The sequence below is a fragment of the Streptomyces sp. NPDC088766 genome, assembly GCF_044750845.1.
Lineage (GTDB): Bacteria > Actinomycetota > Actinomycetes > Streptomycetales > Streptomycetaceae > Streptomyces.
Genome location: NZ_JBIVKQ010000013.1, coordinates 194,692 through 212,030 on the forward strand (window position 1 = coordinate 194,692; position 17,339 = coordinate 212,030).

A 17,339-nucleotide genomic window follows, 5' to 3' on the forward strand; every position below is an offset into this window, starting at 1 on the left:
TGTGCGACGGCTCAGGTGCGACGGGCCAGCGACAGCGTCCGCCGGGCCGTCGCCACCACCGCCGCGTCGATGAACCGGCCGTCCGGCAGCGCCTGGGCGCCCGGCTCGGCCGCTGCCGCCTTCACGATCGTCTCCGCTTCCTCGATCTCCCGCTGCGTGGGCAGGTAGGCCCGTTCGATGATCGGGAGCTGGCGGGGATGGATCGCCGACCGGCCCAGGAAGCCCAGGCTGCGACCGTGCGCGCAGGAGGACGCCAGGCCTTCGAGGTCGCGGATGTCGGGGTGGACCGACTGCGGCGGCGGGGCCAGGCCCGCCGCCCGCGCGGCGACGATCACCCGGGAGCGGGACCAGTCGAGGCCCGCGTCCGCCCGTACGCCGAGGTCGGCCCGCAGGTCGGACTCGCCCAGGGAGATGCCGCGCAGGTCGGGGTGGGCGGCGGCGATGGCGTAGGCGTGTTCGACGCCGAGGGCCGTTTCCAGGAGTGCGTAGAGCGGGCGCGTGCCGTGCTCCGCGACCCGGCCGGCGACCCGGGTGATCTGGGCGGGCGAGGTCACCTTGGGCAGGCGGAGGCCGCGGACGCCGGGGAGGGCCGCCACCGCCCGGAGATCGGGGTCGGCGAGGGGGCCGTCCAGGGCGTTGACCCGGACGTGGACCGGGACCGGCTGTTCCTCGGAGAGCAGCTCGGCGGTGGCCTCGCGGGCGTACTCCTTGCGGTCGGGGGCTACCGCGTCCTCCAGGTCGATCACGACGACGTCCGCCCCGCAGCCAAGGGCCTTGGCGACGACGTGCGGGCGGTCGCCTGGGACGTACAGCCAGGTGAGCGGGAAGGTCACAGGGCGCCCTCCGTCCGCAGGGCCTCCAGGTCGGCCGGGGTGAGGCCCAGTTCGGTGAGGACCGCCTCGGTGTCCGCGCCGTGCGGGCGTCCGGTCCAGCGGATCGCGCCGGGGGTGGAGGAGAGACGGAAGAGGACGTTCTGCATGCGGATCGGGCCCAGTTCGGGATCGTCGACCGTGGTGACGGTGTCCAGGGCCTGGTACTGGGGGTCGGTCAGCACGTCCCGTACGTCCTGGACCGGGGCGACGGCCGCTTCCGCCTTCTCGAAGGCGGCGAGGACGTCGGCGCGGGCGCGGGCGGCGATCCAGGTGCCGACCGCCGTGTCGAGGACGTCGGCGTGGGCGGCCCGTCCGGCGCCCGTCGCGAACCAGGGCTCGTCGATCAGGTCGGGGCGGCCGACCAGCCGCATCACCCGCTCCGCCACCGACTGGGCCGACGTGGACACGGCGACCCAGGTGCCGTCGGCGGTGCGGTAGGTGTTGCGCGGGGCGTTGTTCGCGGAGCGGTTCCCGGTGCGCTCCTGGACGTATCCGAGCTGGTCGTACCAGAGGGGCTGCGGGCCGAGGACGGTCAGGATCGGTTCGATGATCGCCATGTCGACGACCTGGCCCTCGCCCGTGCGGTCGCGGGCGGCGAGGGCCGTCATGACGGCGTACGACGTGGCGAGCGCCGCGATGGAGTCGGCGAGGCCGAACGGCGGCAGGGTCGGGGGCGCGTCGGGTTCGCCGGTGATGGCGGCGAAGCCGCTCATCGCCTCGGCGAGGGTGCCGAAGCCGGGGCGGTGGGCGTACGGGCCGAACTGGCCGAAGCCGGTCACGCGGGTGAGGACCAGCCGGGGGTTGGCCGCCGACAGTTCCTCCCAGCCGAGGTCCCACTTCTCCAGGGTGCCGGGGCGGAAGTTCTCGATGATCACGTCGGCGGTGGCGGCGAGGCGGAGCAGGGTGGCGCGGCCGCCGGGCCTGGACAGGTCCAGGGTGATGGTGCGCTTGTTGCGGCCGAGGATTTTCCACCACAGGCCGACGCCGTTCTTGGAGGGGCCGTGGCCCCGGGACGGGTCGGGTTTCGACGGGTGCTCGACCTTGACGACCTCCGCGCCGAAGTCACCGAGCATGGTGGCGGCGAGGGGCCCGGCGAAGAGGGTGGCCAGGTCCAGGACGCGCAGACCGGTGAGGGGCGCGGCGCCCGTCCCGGTGGCGGTGCGGGCGTTGCTCGGTCCGGTCATGACGTGTGCCGCTCCTCGGTCTCGGAGCGGTGCGGCACCGACGCGGAGGCGTCCGGACGGAAGTCCCGTCCCGGCACGGTCTCCCCGCGCTGCGGGGCCTTCTCGGCGTGGGCGACGAGGTCCGTGTGCGTGCTGCCGGGCACGACGATGTCGGTCATGGGCGTGCAGCCTCCCGGTGGGTGAGGTGGGCGAGGGTGTCGAATCCGGTGCCGTCGAAGTCGGCGACGGAGGTGGCCAGGCGGTTCTTGAGCGGGGCCGTCCAGCGGTCGGGGAGGGCGGCCGGGTCGCCGGCGAGCAGCGCGGCGACGCCGCCGGCGGTGGCTCCGTCGGAGTCGGTGTCCAGGCCGCCGGACACGGCACGGCAGACGGAGCCGGTGAAGTCGCCGTCGGCGTGGGTGAGGGCGGCTGCGATCAGGGCGGTGTTGGGGACGGCGTGGACCCAGTGGTGGGTCGTGCCGTGCACGGCGTGGAGTTCGTCCACGACCGTGTCGAAGTCGGCGTGCTCGTGGGCGAGTCCGATCGCGTGGGTGACGGCCCGGGACAGGCGGGAGCGGGGCGGGACCACGGCGAGGCCGGTGCGCAGGCAGGCGTGGACGTCGTGCCCGCCCGTCGCGGCGGCGGCGACGGTGGCCGCCGTGAACATCGCCGCGTAGACGCCGTTCGCGGTGTGGGTGAGGGTGGCGTCGCGGTACGCCTGCTCGGCGGCGGCGGCCGGGTCCCCGGGGTTGGTCCAGCCGTGGACGTCGGCGCGGATCAGCGCGCCGATCCACTCGCGGAAGGGGTTGCGCCGGCGGGCGGTGTGCGGGGGTTCTACGCCGCAGAGGAGGTTGCGGTAGGCGACGCGTTCGGCCGTGAAGGTGCGCCCGGCGGGGAGCTCGTCCAGCCACAGGCGTGCCACGTCGGCGGTGGTGAAGGCCCGGCCGTGCCGCCGGAGCAGGAGCAGGTTGAGCAGGGGGTAGTTGAGGTCGTCGTCCTCGGGCATGCCGTCGATGTTCTCGGCGAGGGAGGTGTGCGCCGAGCGGCGGTTCCAGGGGTGCGCCTCCAGCAGGGCGGGCGGGACGCCCCGGGCCGTGAAGTAGGTGGTGAGGGGCCAGTTGCCGGTGGCGCCGGCCAGGGCGCGGATGGCGTCGAGGGGGAGCTTCTCCACGGGTTTGCCCAGGAGACAGCCCGCCGCCCGGCCCAGCCAGGCGGCTTCCAGGCCGGCCGGGGCGGGAACCGGGCCGCGCCCGCCCGCGGGATCGGCAGGCCACGCCGGACAGGCGGCCCTGATGCCCGGGAGGTCCTCCGGCTCGTCCTGTGCCAAGGCGCTCGGCAGGTCCGCCAGTTCGTCCAGCAGGTCCTCCGCCAGGAGGCGCAGGTAGCGCGACGCGCGCCGGGGGGACGCGCCGGCTCGCTCCGGGGCCTCCCAGCCGCCCGCCGCCCGCCAGCGGGCCGCGACCGCCGAGGGCTCGCGGCCGTCCTGGGCCGCCTGCCGCAGTTCGTGGCCGACGAGGTCCTCGGGCTGGACCCAGGTCAGGCGGAGCATCACCGGCCTCCGAGGGCGGCGAACGCCCGCTCGTGCGCCCGGCGGCGCTGGACGTCCTTGTCGAAGATCTCCCGGGCGACCTCGGCGAGGGCGGTCGCCGGCGACCACAGGTCCAGGCGGCTGGCCTTTGCGACCCGCTTCGACCACTCGTCCGGCACGGGGGAACCGAGGGCGCCGGTCACCGCGCCGGCCATCGTCGCGATCGAGTCGCAGTCGCGGCCGTAGTTCACCGCGCCCAGCACGGCGTGGCGGTAGTCGCCGCCGGCCACCACCATCATGCCCAGGGCGACGGGGAGTTCCTCGACGGCGTGCACACGGGAGGGGCGGCGGGCGGCCAGGGAGGGCTGCCGGTAGTCGGGGCCGACGGTGTCGTACGGCGCCACCGCCTGCCGCAGCGGGACCAGCGCCGACTCGAAGTCCTGGTGGCGGGAGGCCACTTCGCAGACCCGCTCGATCGCGGTCCGGGTGCCGTCCTTGGCCAGGGACAGGCACGCCGTCACCACCGAGTCGGGTGTCGCGCCGGGTGCGCAGGCCGCGGCCACCGCCGCCGCGAGGACGCCCGCCGCCTCACGGCCGTACGACGACTGGTGGGCGCCCGCCAGGTCGATCGCCTCGGCGTAGGCGGCCGCCGGGTCGGCCGCGTTGACCAGCCCCACCGGGGCCATGTACATCGCCGCACCGCAGTTGACGATGTTGCCGACGCCCGCCTCGCGCGGGTCGACATGGCCGTAGTGGAGTCTGGCGACCAGCCACTTCTCCGCCAGGAAGACGCGCTGCAGGGGGAGCGCCTCGGCCTCCAGTTCCGGGATCCAGCGGGGGTTCGTCATCAGGTCGGGGACCAGGTGGCCGGCGAGCGCGTACGCGTCGAGGTGGTCGCGGACCGTGGTGTAGACCCTGATCAGCGCGTGGGTCATCAAGGTGTCGTCGGTGACGTGGCCGTCGCCCTTGTGGTACGGCGCGATGGGGCGGGCCGTGCGCCAGTCGTCGCCGTTCCAGGGGCCGACGACGCCGTGCACGCGGCCGCCGTGGCGCCGGCGGATCTGGTCGGGGGAGTAGCCCTCCACCGGGCCGCCGAGGGCGTCGCCGACGGCCGCGCCGACGAGGGCTCCCGTGACGCGTTCCTCCAGCCTTGCGCCTCCCGGGGTCCGCCTCGTCGGGGACTGCCGCTCGAGGGTTTCCCCGGACCTGCCGCCGCTTTCTTCTGTTTTGGGTGTCATGGGCCGAATCATCCTCCTGGTGCGGCCGGTTGCGCGGCTTCCAGCAGTTCGGCGAGTTCCACCAGGTCCGTGCCGGTGAGGCGGGGCAGGACGCAGCCGGAGAGGGTGCGGCAGGCGGCGCGCCAGGTCGCCGGGACCGACGCGGCACCGCCCAGCGCCCCGGTCAGCGCGCCCGCGAGCGCGGGGGCGGAGTCCGCGACCCGCGACAGACAGGCCGCCGCCGGTACGGCCTCCGCGATCCGCCCGCCCGACGCGACGGCCAGGGCGAGGGCGACCGGGACGGTCTCGGCGGCGGCGACGCCGTAGCTGTAGACGTGGTCGACGATCTGGTGTTCCAGCAGCGGCACCAGCGCGAACGTGCTCTCCGAGGCCCGTGCGAGGGTGAGCGCGTGACGGGCGTTGCGGCCGATCTCCGTCCCCTCGGGCAGTTCGGCGAGCGCCGCGGCCACACAGGCCCCGGTGTCCGCGCCGGCCAGGGCCAGGGAGAGGGCCGCCGCCATCGCGCGGGCGCCGTGCACGCCGTCGCCGTCCTGCGTGTAGCGGGCGTCGAACTCGGCCAGTTCGGCGGCGAGTCGGGGGTCGCCGGGGTGGGCCACCGCCAGCACGCAGGCGCGGATGCAGGCCGCGTCGTCGAAGTAGTGCGGGTTGTCGTGGCCGGTGGCGGGCGGGCGCAGGCCGGTGGCCAGGTTGCCGAGGCCCGCCCGGACCGAGATACGGGCGCGCAGGGGGAGCACGGCCGACTCCACCTCGGGCGCGCGCTCCGCCGCCGCCGCGACCTCGCTGGCGACGGCGTTCCAGGTGAGATCGATGGCGGCGCGCATACGGCGCTGGCGGCTGAGGTCGCCGAGGACGGTGTCGTCACCCGCCCGCAGGACCGCCTCCGCGGCGAAGGCCGCCCACTCGGCGTCGTCGGAGGGACCCAGGCGGAGGGGCTCGGGGGACTGGTTCAGGGCGATGGGGACGGGGAGGGTCGTCGTCGCGTTCTGCTCGGCGAAGGTGTCCAGTTCGCGGGTGAGGCGGCGGGTCCACTCCGGCATGCGGGCGGCGCGGTGACGGGCGGCGGGCCAGCCGGCGGCGTCGCCCGCGGCGAGGCCGAGCAGGAGGCCCTCGGTCCGGCGAGGGGCCGGTCCGGCCTCGGCTTCGCCCTCGGCCGGGAAGCGTCTCCCACCCGTACCGCCCGTGCGGGCGTCGCCGTCGGGTGCGGGTGGCCCCAGCGGGAGGTCCCCGCCGCCGGCGGCCGCGCGTGCGCCCGGCTCCGCCGTGATCGTGGCGTCCGCGGCGTCCGTGGTGTCGGTGTCGGCATCGATGCTGCCGCTGCCGTCGGTGGTCGCGGGCCCGGTCGGCCTCGTCGGGGTGGTGCGGGGCGTGGCGGCTTCGCCGTCGGCGGCGGGTGCGGGCGGCTCCGCCGTGATGGTGCGGCCGGTGATGTCCACCGCGTCGGTGGTCGCGGGTGCGGGCGGTTCCGCCGTGGTCGTGCCGTTCGTGGCGGCGGCGTCCACGGGCGGCGCCAGGGCCACCGGGCCGCCCGCCGCACCCTCGTCCCACGAGCCCGCCGCACCCTCGTCCCACGGGCCCGGCGGCCTCATGAGGTGGCCGCCGGAGTCAGGAGGTCGGCCACGTCCAGGACGTGGTGGCCGCAGACCGACGGGAGGCAGCTGCCGCGGGCCGGGCCGATGGCGGCCGCCCAGTCCGGGGGGATCGCCGAGACGCCCTGGCCGGCGCCGGCCAGGGCGCCCGCCACCGCGGCCGTCGTGTCGGCGTCGCGGCCCATGTTGACGGCCGTGAGGACGGCCCGGGCGAAGTCGCCGTCGGCCGCCGCGTACGCGCCGAAGGCGAGGGCGACCGCCTCGGGGGCCAGGTCGGTCCAGGGGTAGCCGCCGATGACGACGGCGGAGCGGACGGCGCGTTCGCCGCGGTGGGCGACCGCGACCGCGCGGCGCAGGGAGCGGGCCGTCCAGGAGTCGTCGGGGATCACGGCCAGGGCGGCGGCGACCACGGCGACCGTCGGTGCTCCCGCCATCGCGGCCGCGACGCCCGCCGCGACCGCCTGGCCGCCGTAGATGCCCTCGCCGTCGTGGCTGACCGAGCCGTCGACGGCGACCAGGCGGGCGGCCTCGGCCGGGCGGCCCGCGGCGAAGACGCCGAAGGGGGCGGCGCGCATCGCGAGGCCGTCACTCCAGGCGTGCCGGTGCTGGGCGGAGACGGGGGCGGCCAGGCCCCGGCGGAGGTTCTCCAGGGTGCCGCGTTCACTGAAGCCCGCTCCGCGGAAGGGGCCCTCGTGGCGGTCGGTGATCCACCGGTGCCAGGCCGCTTCCACGTCGGCGGGGGTCAGCGCGGAGCCGTGCCGCGCCAGCAGGAGGCCCGAGAAGATCGCGTACTCGGTGTCGTCGGTGCCGGCCGGGTGGTCGGTGACGTAACCCGTGACCCGGCCCCAGCGGGCGCGGATCTCGGACGGCTTGAGGTTCTCGGCCGGTGCGCCGAGGGCGTCTCCCACGGCCAGGCCGAGCAGTGCGCCGCGGGCCCGGTCGCGGAGGCCGGTGGCGTCCTCCGGCGCCGGGACCGGGGGCATGCAGGCGATCGATGCCATACGGGGCCTTCCCTCCGGGGGCCGCGCACGGGTGCGGAGCCCTTTGCGGATGTGTCCCACCGTCGGCGGTTGACCTGAGCCTCCCGAGCCGTCATGTCACCCGGTCGACATCTGTGCGCACTCCCGATCGAATGAGCGGCAAACGGTAAAGCCGCAGGTTAGCGGAGCCTTTCCTTGCTGGCGGGGAGGGAAGGGCGAGCGTATTCTCAGCGTTGTCAAAATATGGAATGAGTCCAAAGAGGGCTGTCCGGGGGTCACGCCGGGCGGCGCGGAGACGTACGTCTGGAGATCGGCATGGCTCTCATCGAGACCGAGGCGGCGCTGCACGAGGCGCACCGGGACAACCACACCCACCGGGACGTGAACGGCGGCTGGCTGCGGCCGGCCGTCTTCGGCGCGATGGACGGCCTCGTCTCCAACCTCGCCCTGATGGCCGGTGTCGCCGGCGGGGCGGCCGAGCGGCAGACCGTCGTGCTCGCCGGGCTCGCGGGTCTCGCCGCCGGTGCCTTCTCGATGGCCGCCGGCGAGTACACCTCCGTCGCCTCGCAGCGCGAACTCGTCGAGGCCGAACTCGACGTCGAGCGGCGCGAGCTGAAAAAGCACCCGAAGGACGAGGAGGCCGAGCTGGCCGCGCTCTACGAGTCCCGCGGCGTCGAACCGGAGCTAGCCCGGCAGGTCGCCTCGCAGCTGTCGCGCGACCCCGAGCAGGCCCTGGAGATACACGCCCGCGAGGAACTGGGCGTCGACCCCTTCGACCTGCCCTCGCCACTGGTCGCCGCCGTCTCCAGCTTCGGAGCCTTCGCGCTGGGCGCCCTGCTGCCCGTCCTGCCCTATCTGCTGGGCGCGACCGTGCTCTGGCCGGCCCTCCTGCTCGCACTGCTCGGGCTGTTCCTGTGCGGTGCGGTGGTGGCCAGGGTGACCGCGCGGACCTGGTGGTACAGCGGGCTGCGGCAGCTCGCCCTCGGTGGTGCGGCGGCCGGTGTGACGTACGCCCTGGGCGGTTTCTTCGGAACGGCCGTAGGATAGATCGGATGCTACTTATGCGATGGGCCGTATAAGTAGCCGTTACTCGCTGGTTTCGCGCGCTTAACCACCGGGCATGAGCCGTAAGCGCTGTGGGCAATGACGCCTTCGGTGCACCCGCGGAGTGGGTTACGACGCCCCCTCCGCCCCCGCGGACCGACGGACACCGGTCCGACCGATGGTGTCCGGTCAAGTCCCCCCATACATTTTCAGCCGCTCGTGCGGCACCCCGCCGCCACCCCCACGGCGTCCGCATGCTGGAACGGAGTATCCGGTTCCCGAGAACCGCTCCATCATGTAACCTGCACGAAATTTTGCACTTACGCAGAGGGCCAACGTCGTCCCTTCGCCAGCAGACATGCCACTTGAGACGACGACGGGAGAGCCGATGCGTACGCCGCGCCAGCCGTCCCAGCATTCCGCGAATGGCCAGAACTGGTCCTTCATGGATGCTCGCCCTGCTGCGCAGGGTATGTACGACCCCCGCAACGAGCACGACGCCTGTGGCGTCGGCTTCGTGGCCAACCTCACCGGCGAGGCGAGCCACACGCTGGTCGAGCAGGCGCTGACCGTTCTGCGCAACCTCGAGCACCGTGGCGCCACCGGCTCCGAGCCGGACTCCGGCGACGGCGCGGGCATCCTCACCCAGGTCCCCGACGCGTTCCTGCGCGAGGTCGCCGGGTTCGAGCTGCCCGAGGCCGGCGGTTACGCCGTCGGCATCGCCTTCCTGCCGCAGGACGGCCTGGAGGACGCCGTCTCGCGCATCGAGACGATCGCCGCCGAAGAGGGCCTCACCGTCCTCGGCTGGCGCGAGGTCCCGGTCGCCCCCGAACTGCTCGGCGCCACCGCCCGCTCGACGATGCCCGCCTTCCGCCAGGTCTTCGTCAGCGACAGCAGCTCGAAGGGCATCGACCTCGACCGCCGCGCCTTCGTACTGCGCAAGCGCGCCGAGCGCGAGGCCGGCGTCTACTTCCCCTCGCTGTCCGCGCGGACCATCGTCTACAAGGGCATGCTGACCACCGGCCAGCTCGAACCCTTCTTCCCGGACCTGTCCGACCGCCGCTTCGCCTCGGCCGTCTCGCTCGTCCACTCGCGCTTCTCGACGAACACCTTCCCGTCGTGGCCGCTCGCCCACCCGTACCGCTTCGTCGCGCACAACGGTGAGATCAACACCGTCAAGGGCAACCGCAACTGGATGGCGGCCCGCGAGTCCCAGCTCGTCTCCGACCTCTTCGGGGACCAGGAACGCATCGACCGCGTCTTCCCCATCTGCACGCCGGACGCCTCCGACTCGGCCTCCTTCGACGAGGTGCTCGAGCTGCTCCACCTCGGTGGCCGCTCGCTCCCGCACTCCGTGCTGATGATGATCCCGGAGGCGTGGGAGAACCACGACTCCATGGACCCGGCCCGCCGTGCCTTCTACCAGTTCCACTCCAACCTGATGGAGCCCTGGGACGGTCCCGCCTGCGTCACCTTCACCGACGGCGTCCAGGTCGGCGCGGTCCTCGACCGCAACGGTCTGCGTCCCGGCCGCTACTGGGTCACCGACGACGGCCTCGTCGTCCTCGGCTCCGAGGTCGGCGTCCTCGACATCGACCCGGCGAAGGTCGTCCGCAAGGGCCGCCTCCAGCCCGGCCGGATGTTCCTCGTCGACACCGCCGAGCACCGCATCATCGAGGACGACGAGATCAAGGCCCAGCTCGCCGCCGAGAACCCCTACGCGGAGTGGCTGGAAGCCGGCGAGATCGAGCTGAGCGACCTGCCCGAGCGCGAGCACATCGTGCACACCCACGCCTCGGTCACCCGCCGCCAGCAGACCTTCGGCTACACCGAGGAGGAGCTGCGCATCCTGCTCGCGCCGATGGCCAAGTCGGCCGCCGAGCCGATCGGCTCCATGGGCACCGACTCGCCGATCGCCGCGCTGTCGTCGCGCCCGCGACTGCTCTTCGACTACTTCACCCAGCTGTTCGCGCAGGTCACCAACCCGCCGCTGGACGCGATCCGCGAGGAACTGGTCACCTCCCTGCGCTCCTCGCTCGGCCCGCAGGGCAACCTGCTCGACCCGAGCGCCGCGTCCTGCCGCTCCGTCGTGCTGCCCTTCCCGGTGATCGACAACGACGAGCTGGCCAAGCTCATCCACATCAACGCCGACGGCGACATGCCCGGCTTCAAGGCCGCGACCCTCTCCGGCCTGTACCGGGTGCACGGCGGAGGGGACGCGCTGGCCGCGCGGATCGAGGAGATCTGCGCCGAGGCCGACGAGGCCATCGCCAACGGCGCCCGCCTCATCGTGCTGTCCGACCGCCACTCCGACGCCGAGCACGCGCCGATCCCGTCGCTGCTGCTCACCGCTGCCGTCCACCACCACCTCATCCGCACCAAGCAGCGCACCCAGGTGGGCCTGCTGGTGGAGGCCGGTGACGTCCGCGAGGTGCACCACGTCGCCCTGCTGATCGGCTTCGGCGCCGCCGCCGTCAACCCGTACCTGGCGATGGAGTCCGTCGAGGACCTGCTGCGCGCCGGCACCTTCCTGGGCGGCATGGAGCCCGAGCAGGCGATCCGCAACCTGATCTACGCCCTCGGCAAGGGCGTCCTGAAGGTCATGTCCAAGATGGGCATCTCGACCGTCGCCTCCTACCGCGGCGCCCAGGTGTTCGAGGCCGTCGGTCTCGACGACGCCTTCGTCGCGAAGTACTTCAACGGCACGGCCACCAAGATCGGCGGCGTCGGCATCGACGTCATCGCCAAGGAGGTCGCCGCCCGCCACGCCAAGGCCTACCCGGCCAGCGGCATCGCGCCGGCCCACCGCGCGCTGGACATAGGCGGCGAGTACCAGTGGCGCCGCGAGGGCGAGCCGCACCTGTTCGACCCGGAGACGGTCTTCCGCCTCCAGCACTCCACGCGCGCGGGCCGCTACGACATCTTCAAGAAGTACACGGACCGCGTGAACGAGCAGTCCGAGCGCCTCATGACGCTGCGCGGACTGTTCGGCTTCAGCTCCGACCGGCAGCCGATCCCCCTCGACGAGGTCGAGCCGGTCAGCGAGATCGTCAAGCGCTTCTCCACCGGCGCCATGTCGTACGGCTCCATCTCCAAGGAGGCGCACGAGACCCTCGCCATCGCCATGAACCAGCTGGGCGGCAAGTCCAACACCGGTGAGGGCGGCGAGGACGCGGACCGGCTGTACGACCCGGCGCGGCGTTCGTCGATCAAGCAGGTCGCCTCCGGCCGCTTCGGCGTGACCTCCGAGTACCTGGTCAACGCGGACGACATCCAGATCAAGATGGCCCAGGGCGCCAAGCCCGGCGAGGGCGGCCAGCTGCCCGGCCACAAGGTCTACCCGTGGGTCGCCAAGACGCGTCACTCGACGCCGGGCGTCGGCCTGATCTCCCCGCCGCCGCACCACGACATCTACTCCATCGAGGACCTGGCCCAGCTGATCCACGACCTCAAGAACGCCAACCCGCAGGCCCGCATCCACGTGAAGCTGGTCTCCGAGGTCGGCGTCGGCACGGTCGCCGCCGGTGTCTCCAAGGCCCACGCGGACGTCGTCCTCATCTCCGGCCACGACGGCGGCACGGGCGCGTCCCCGCTGACCTCCCTCAAGCACGCGGGCGGTCCCTGGGAGCTGGGCCTCGCCGAGACCCAGCAGACCCTGCTCCTCAACGGCCTGCGCGACCGCATCGTCGTGCAGACCGACGGCCAGCTCAAGACCGGCCGCGACGTGGTCATCGCCGCGCTCCTCGGCGCCGAGGAGTTCGGTTTCGCCACCGCGCCCCTCGTCGTCTCCGGCTGCGTCATGATGCGCGTCTGCCACCTGGACACCTGCCCGGTCGGCATCGCCACCCAGAACCCCGTGCTGCGCGACCGGTTCAACGGCAAGGCCGAGTACGTGGTGAACTTCTTCAAGTTCATCGCGGAGGAGGTCCGCGAGCTGCTGGCCGAGCTGGGCTTCCGCTCGATCGAGGAGGCCGTCGGCCACGCCGAGGTCCTCGACGTCGAGCGCGCCGTCGACCACTGGAAGGCCCAGGGCCTGAACCTGGAGCCGCTGTTCCACGTGCCGGCGCTGCCCGAGGGCGCCTCGCTCCACCAGGTCGTCGAGCAGGACCACGGTCTGGAGAAGGCGCTCGACAACGAGCTGATCAGGCTCGCCGCCGACGCGCTGGCCGCGGACTCCCAGGCCGACGCCCACCCGGTGCGCGCCCAGGTCGCGATCCGCAACATCAACCGCACGGTCGGCACCATGCTCGGCCACGAGGTGACGAAGAAGTTCGGTGGCGCGGGCCTGCCCGACGACACCATCGACATCACCTTCACCGGCTCGGCCGGCCAGTCCTTCGGCGCCTTCCTCCCGCGCGGTGTCACGCTGCGCCTGGAGGGCGACGCCAACGACTACGTCGGCAAGGGCCTCTCCGGCGGCCGGGTCGTCGTCCGCCCGGACCGGGGCGCCGACCACCTCGCCGAGTACTCGACGATCGCGGGCAACACCATCGCGTACGGCGCGACCGGCGGCGAGCTGTTCCTGCGCGGCCGGACGGGCGAGCGGTTCTGCGTCCGCAACTCCGGCGCGACGGTCGTCTCCGAGGGCGTGGGCGACCACGGCTGCGAGTACATGACCGGCGGCCACGCGGTGGTCCTCGGCGAGACGGGCCGCAACTTCGCGGCCGGCATGTCCGGCGGCGTCGCCTACGTGATCGACCTGAACCGCGACAACGTCAACGCCGGCAACCTCGGCGCGGTCGAGGCGCTCGACGACACCGACAAGGCATGGCTGCACGACGTGGTGCGCCGCCACGCCGAGGAGACCGGCTCGACGGTCGCCGAGAAGCTCCTCGCCGACTGGGACGTCTCCGTGGAGCGCTTCAGCAAGATCATCCCCAGCACGTACAAGGCAGTGCTCGCCGCCAAGGACGCCGCCGAGCGAGCCGGTCTCTCCGAGACCGAGATCACCGAGAAGATGATGGAGGCGGCGACCAATGGCTGATCCCAAGGGCTTTCTCAACCACGGCCGCGAGGTCGCCAGGTCCCGCCCCGTCGAGGAGCGCGTCAAGGACTGGAACGAGGTCTACGTCCCCGGCTCGCTGCTGCCGATCATCGGCAAGCAGGCCAGCCGGTGCATGGACTGCGGCATCCCGTTCTGCCACAACGGCTGTCCGCTGGGGAACCTGATCCCCGAGTGGAACGACTTCGCCTACCGCGAGGACTGGTCGGCGGCCTCCGAGCGCCTGCACGCCACGAACAACTTCCCCGAGTTCACGGGCCGCCTGTGCCCCGCCCCGTGCGAGTCGGCGTGCGTGCTCGGCATCAACCAGCCGCCGGTCACCATCAAGAACGTCGAGGTCTCGATCATCGACAAGGCGTGGGAGACCGGTGACGTCGCCCCGCAGATCCCCGAGCGGCTGTCCGGCAAGACGGTCGCGGTCATCGGCTCGGGCCCGGCCGGCCTGGCCGCCGCCCAGCAGCTGACCCGGGCGGGTCACACCGTCGCCGTCTACGAGCGCGCGGACCGCATCGGAGGCCTCCTGCGGTACGGCATCCCCGAGTTCAAGATGGAGAAGCGGCACATCAACCGCCGTATCGAGCAGATGCGCGCGGAGGGCACCCGCTTCCGTACGGGCATCGAGATCGGCCGCGACCTCAAGGCCACCGACCTGAAGAAGCGCTACGACGCGATCGTCATCGCCGCCGGCGCCACGACCGCCCGTGACCTCCCGGTCCCCGGCCGCGAACTCAAGGGCGTCTACCAGGCCATGGAGTACCTGCCGCTGGCCAACAAGGTGCAGGAGGGCGACTTCGTGGCGCCCCCCGTCTCGGCCGAGGGCAAGCACGTCGTGGTCATCGGCGGCGGCGACACCGGCGCCGACTGCGTGGGCACCGCCCACCGCCAGGGCGCGGCCTCGGTCACGCAGCTGGAGATCATGCCCCGCCCGAACGAGGAGCGGAACCCGGTCGCCCAGCCGTGGCCGACGTTCCCGATGCTCTACAAGGTCACCAGCGCGCACGAGGAGGGCGGCGAGCGGGTCTACTCCGTCTCCACCACCCACTTCGAGGGCGACGAGGACGGCAACGTCCAGTGGCTGCACCTCACCGAGGTCGAGTTCGTCGAGGGCAAGCTGACCCAGAAGCCCGGCACGGAGCGCAAGATCCCCGCCCAGCTGGTCACCCTCGCCATGGGCTTCACCGGCACCGACCGCGAGAACGGCCTCGTGGAACAGTTCGGCCTGGAGCTGGACGAGCGCGGCAACATCGCCCGCGACGCCGACTTCCGGACCAACGTGCCGGGCGTGTACGTCGCCGGTGACGCCGGCCGCGGCCAGTCCCTCATCGTGTGGGCGATCGCGGAGGGCCGCTCGGCCGCCCGCGGCGTCGACCGCTTCCTGACCGGCACCAGCGACCTGCCGGCCCCGATCCGGCCGACCGACCGGTCCCTGATGGTCTGACGGACCGCCGGACGGATCGTCCCACGCTCCGTCCGACGGACCGTCACCAAGCGTCCCGTACAAAGGCGTACGGGCGGGACGTCCGGGGGCACTGCCCCCGGACACCCCCCGAGACGGCGTCTGCCCCACTGTCCCCGACCGGACGACCGGGCAGGCGCCGCCGCACGTCCTGGTGTGGGAAGGTGTGGCCCATGGTCGCGATCAGTCTCAGCAAGGTCCAGGAGACGGCACCCGCGCTGGTCAGCCTGTACAAGAGCGCCGGGGTGTCCCTCACGAAACACGGCCTGGACGGGCAGCGGGCCGCCGTCTACCTGGTCGTGGACTACTCGGGGTCGATGAAGCCGTACTACCGGGACGGCAGCGTGCAGGCGCTCGCCGACCGGGTGCTGGGGCTCTCGGCGCATCTCGACGACGACGGGCGGGTACCGGTGGTGTTCTTCTCCACCGATGTGGACGCCGTCACCGACATCGCGCTCGCCGACCACCAGGGGCGGGTGGAGCGGATCGCGGCCGGTCTCGGACACATGGGCAGGACCAGCTACCACCTGGCGATGGACGCCGTCATCGACCACCACCTCGACAGCGGCTCGCGCGAGCCCGCCCTCGTCGTCTTCCAGACCGACGGCGGGCCGATCAACAAGCTCGCCGCCGAACGCTATCTGTGCAAGGCCTCCACGCTGCCGCTGTTCTGGCAGTTCATCGGCTTCGGGGACAAGGACAGCAAGCAGTTCGACTTCCTGCGCAGGCTCGACGAGCTGCCCGTACCGGAAAAACGCGTCGTCGACAACGCCGGCTTCTTCCACGCGGGCGCCGATCCGCGCAAGGTGTCGGACGCGGACCTGTACGACCGTCTGGTCGGCGAGTTCCCCCGGTGGCTGGCGGCGGCACGGGCGCAGGGGATCGTCGGCCCCGGCCGCTGAGCCGGGCGGCGTGAAGGACGTCCGCACGGCACTCCCGCGGGGTGCCCCGGGCGGTGCCGCAGGGTGCGGGCCCCCTTCCGCACGCGGCGCGCACGGCCGGGCGGACGCCTCAGGTGTCACACTCCAGCACCGTCCGGCACAACCCGCACCGCGCCCGCACCCGCCCCCGCACCGGCACCCTGATCCGCTGGAGGCAGGTGGGACACGGAAACGTCACCCGCAGCGGTCCCCGCCCCTCCGGCACGAAGGCGTACGCGGCGGTCGACGAGACGGCCGGCGCCGGGGTGTCCCGCGCGTGCCGCCGGTCACGCGCGTAGCGCCGCCGCCCCGCCCACCCCGCGGCCGTCAACGGCGGCTGCCGCTCGTCGAGACGGGCCCGCTCCCGCCCCTCGACGTACGCCGTGTACGCCTGCGCACTGGTGAACCACGCCGACGGGTCCTCGCCGAAGACCAGCGCCCGCTTGGCCAGCACGTACCCGAACTCCTCCGGCGTCAGATACCCCAGCTTCTGCGAGGAGGCCGCGTCCTCCCGGTAGGCGTCGAGCAGCAGCCACCCCGCCCCCAGATAGGCGGTGGCCGTGTCCGTGAGGATCTCGTTGGCACGCGTGCCGGGGAACGCCAGGTCCACGCGGTGCAGGAAGACGTGCATGATCTCGTGCGCCAAAGCCGCGCCGATGTCCCGCCGATGGGTGCGGAACCGGTCGTTCAGCTCGACGAAGTACTCGGGCCCCGCCGTCAGTTCGACGTTGGCGGCGTGCTGCATCTCCCGGAAGCCGACGATCACCCGGGCGTCCGGCAGACGGAAGTGCCGCACCAGCTCCCGCGCCACCCGCTGCGCCCCGAGATGCAGGTCGTCGGTGTCGCAGAACGCGACGTCCGCGGGGGCCACGCTGACGGGGAACTGGTGGACGGTGTCGTACGACAGCCGCCGGTACAGCGCGGTGACGGCGTCCCGCACCGTGTCCAGGTGGGGATAACCGTGCTCGACCGGTCCGCCGTTCGCCACGCCCTCACCCCCAAGACGCCGTGCACCCGCTTCCACTGTACGAGCAACCGCCGCAAGCGCCCCCGGCGAGGACCGGAGGGGAACCAGGGGAGCGCGCCGGGCGAGGGCCCCGGCGGCAGCGATCCCGCGGCCGCCGGCCCCGGACCGCGACGCACTAGGGTGAACGCCCATGACCACCAGCAACACCGGAACCGGTGACGTCGACCCCGCCGTCCACGAGGAACTCGCCCGGCTGCGCGACAGCATCGACAACATCGACGCGGCCGTCATCCACATGCTCGCCGAGCGCTTCAAGGCCACCCAGCAGGTCGGCCACCTCAAGGCCCGCCACCAGCTGCCGGCCGCCGACCCGGCCCGCGAGGCCCGCCAGATCGCCCGCCTGCGCGCCCTCGCCGAGAACGCCAAGCTCGACCCGGCGTTCGCCGAGAAACTCCTCAACTTCATCATCGCCGAGGTGATCCGCCACCACGAGCGCATCGCCGAGGACGCCGTCAACGGCGCCTGACCTCGACGGACGGCCCCGCGCCCGGCGCACCCGAACCCGGCGCGGCCGGCACCGCGCGCA

13 protein-coding genes are annotated in these 17,339 nt (G+C 73.1%); 5 read left to right on the forward strand and 8 right to left on the reverse strand.

Annotation, left to right across the window (positions count from 1 at the left end; all coding sequences use genetic code 11):
• Positions 1 to 11: 11 nt before the first annotated feature.
• The 7 genes from ACIP5W_RS20105 to ACIP5W_RS20135 form a co-directional block, all read right to left on the reverse strand.
• Positions 12 to 833 carry an HpcH/HpaI aldolase/citrate lyase family protein gene (locus ACIP5W_RS20105; protein WP_401474944.1) on the reverse strand — a complete coding sequence of 274 codons (822 nt, stop codon included), beginning with the start codon at positions 831 to 833 and terminating at the stop codon, positions 12 to 14.
• The gene (locus ACIP5W_RS20110; protein ID WP_401474947.1) at positions 830 to 2,056 is read right to left on the reverse strand and encodes a CaiB/BaiF CoA transferase family protein; all 1,227 of its coding nucleotides are present in this window, start codon (positions 2,054 to 2,056) and stop codon (positions 830 to 832) included. The genes ACIP5W_RS20105 and ACIP5W_RS20110 overlap by 4 nt, the downstream gene beginning before the upstream one ends.
• A complete protein-coding gene (locus ACIP5W_RS20115; RefSeq protein WP_401474950.1) occupies positions 2,053 to 2,214 on the reverse strand; it encodes a hypothetical protein in 162 nt (53 codons plus the stop codon). The genes ACIP5W_RS20110 and ACIP5W_RS20115 overlap by 4 nt, the downstream gene beginning before the upstream one ends.
• Positions 2,211 to 3,581, reverse strand: coding sequence for an ADP-ribosylglycohydrolase family protein (locus ACIP5W_RS20120; protein WP_401474953.1), 1,371 nt, complete (start codon positions 3,579 to 3,581; stop codon positions 2,211 to 2,213). Before ACIP5W_RS20120 ends, ACIP5W_RS20115 begins: the two co-directional genes overlap by 4 nt.
• Positions 3,581 to 4,798 (reverse strand): ADP-ribosylglycohydrolase family protein, encoded by a 1,218-nt coding sequence (locus ACIP5W_RS20125; protein WP_401474956.1) that lies wholly within the window; start codon positions 4,796 to 4,798, stop codon positions 3,581 to 3,583. The genes ACIP5W_RS20120 and ACIP5W_RS20125 overlap by 1 nt, the downstream gene beginning before the upstream one ends.
• Before the next feature lie 8 nt (positions 4,799 to 4,806).
• On the reverse strand, positions 4,807 to 6,063 hold the full coding sequence (locus ACIP5W_RS20130) for an ADP-ribosylglycohydrolase family protein (RefSeq protein WP_401475056.1): 1,257 nt from the start codon (positions 6,061 to 6,063) through the stop codon (positions 4,807 to 4,809).
• A gap of 317 nt (positions 6,064 to 6,380) precedes the next feature.
• Positions 6,381 to 7,385 (reverse strand): ADP-ribosylglycohydrolase family protein, encoded by a 1,005-nt coding sequence (locus ACIP5W_RS20135; protein ID WP_401474959.1) that lies wholly within the window; start codon positions 7,383 to 7,385, stop codon positions 6,381 to 6,383.
• A gap of 294 nt (positions 7,386 to 7,679) precedes the next feature.
• On the opposite strand from ACIP5W_RS20135, the gene ACIP5W_RS20140 reads away from it, so the two are divergent.
• The 4 genes from ACIP5W_RS20140 (at position 7,680) to ACIP5W_RS20155 (ending at position 15,768) form a co-directional block, all read left to right on the forward strand.
• Positions 7,680 to 8,411, forward strand: coding sequence for a VIT1/CCC1 transporter family protein (locus tag ACIP5W_RS20140; RefSeq protein ID WP_401474962.1), 732 nt, complete (start codon positions 7,680 to 7,682; stop codon positions 8,409 to 8,411).
• A gap of 385 nt (positions 8,412 to 8,796) precedes the next feature.
• Entirely contained in the window at positions 8,797 to 13,392 is a 4,596-nt protein-coding gene (gene gltB / locus ACIP5W_RS20145) for a glutamate synthase large subunit (protein ID WP_401474965.1), read from the forward strand.
• Positions 13,385 to 14,848 (forward strand): glutamate synthase subunit beta, encoded by a 1,464-nt coding sequence (locus ACIP5W_RS20150; protein WP_401474968.1) that lies wholly within the window; start codon positions 13,385 to 13,387, stop codon positions 14,846 to 14,848. The genes gltB and ACIP5W_RS20150 overlap by 8 nt, the downstream gene beginning before the upstream one ends.
• 191 nt (positions 14,849 to 15,039) lie before the next feature.
• Complete coding sequence (locus ACIP5W_RS20155) at positions 15,040 to 15,768, forward strand: vWA domain-containing protein (RefSeq protein WP_401474971.1); 729 nt, start codon at positions 15,040 to 15,042, stop codon at positions 15,766 to 15,768.
• 109 nt (positions 15,769 to 15,877) lie between these two features.
• Here the strand turns inward: ACIP5W_RS20155 and ACIP5W_RS20160 are convergent, their stop codons facing one another.
• A complete protein-coding gene (locus ACIP5W_RS20160) occupies positions 15,878 to 16,774 on the reverse strand; it encodes a hypothetical protein (protein ID WP_401474974.1) in 897 nt (298 codons plus the stop codon).
• 169 nt (positions 16,775 to 16,943) lie between these two features.
• On the opposite strand from ACIP5W_RS20160, the gene ACIP5W_RS20165 reads away from it, so the two are divergent.
• Positions 16,944 to 17,279, forward strand: coding sequence for a chorismate mutase (locus ACIP5W_RS20165; RefSeq protein WP_401474977.1), 336 nt, complete (start codon positions 16,944 to 16,946; stop codon positions 17,277 to 17,279).
• Positions 17,280 to 17,339 lie beyond the last annotated feature (60 nt).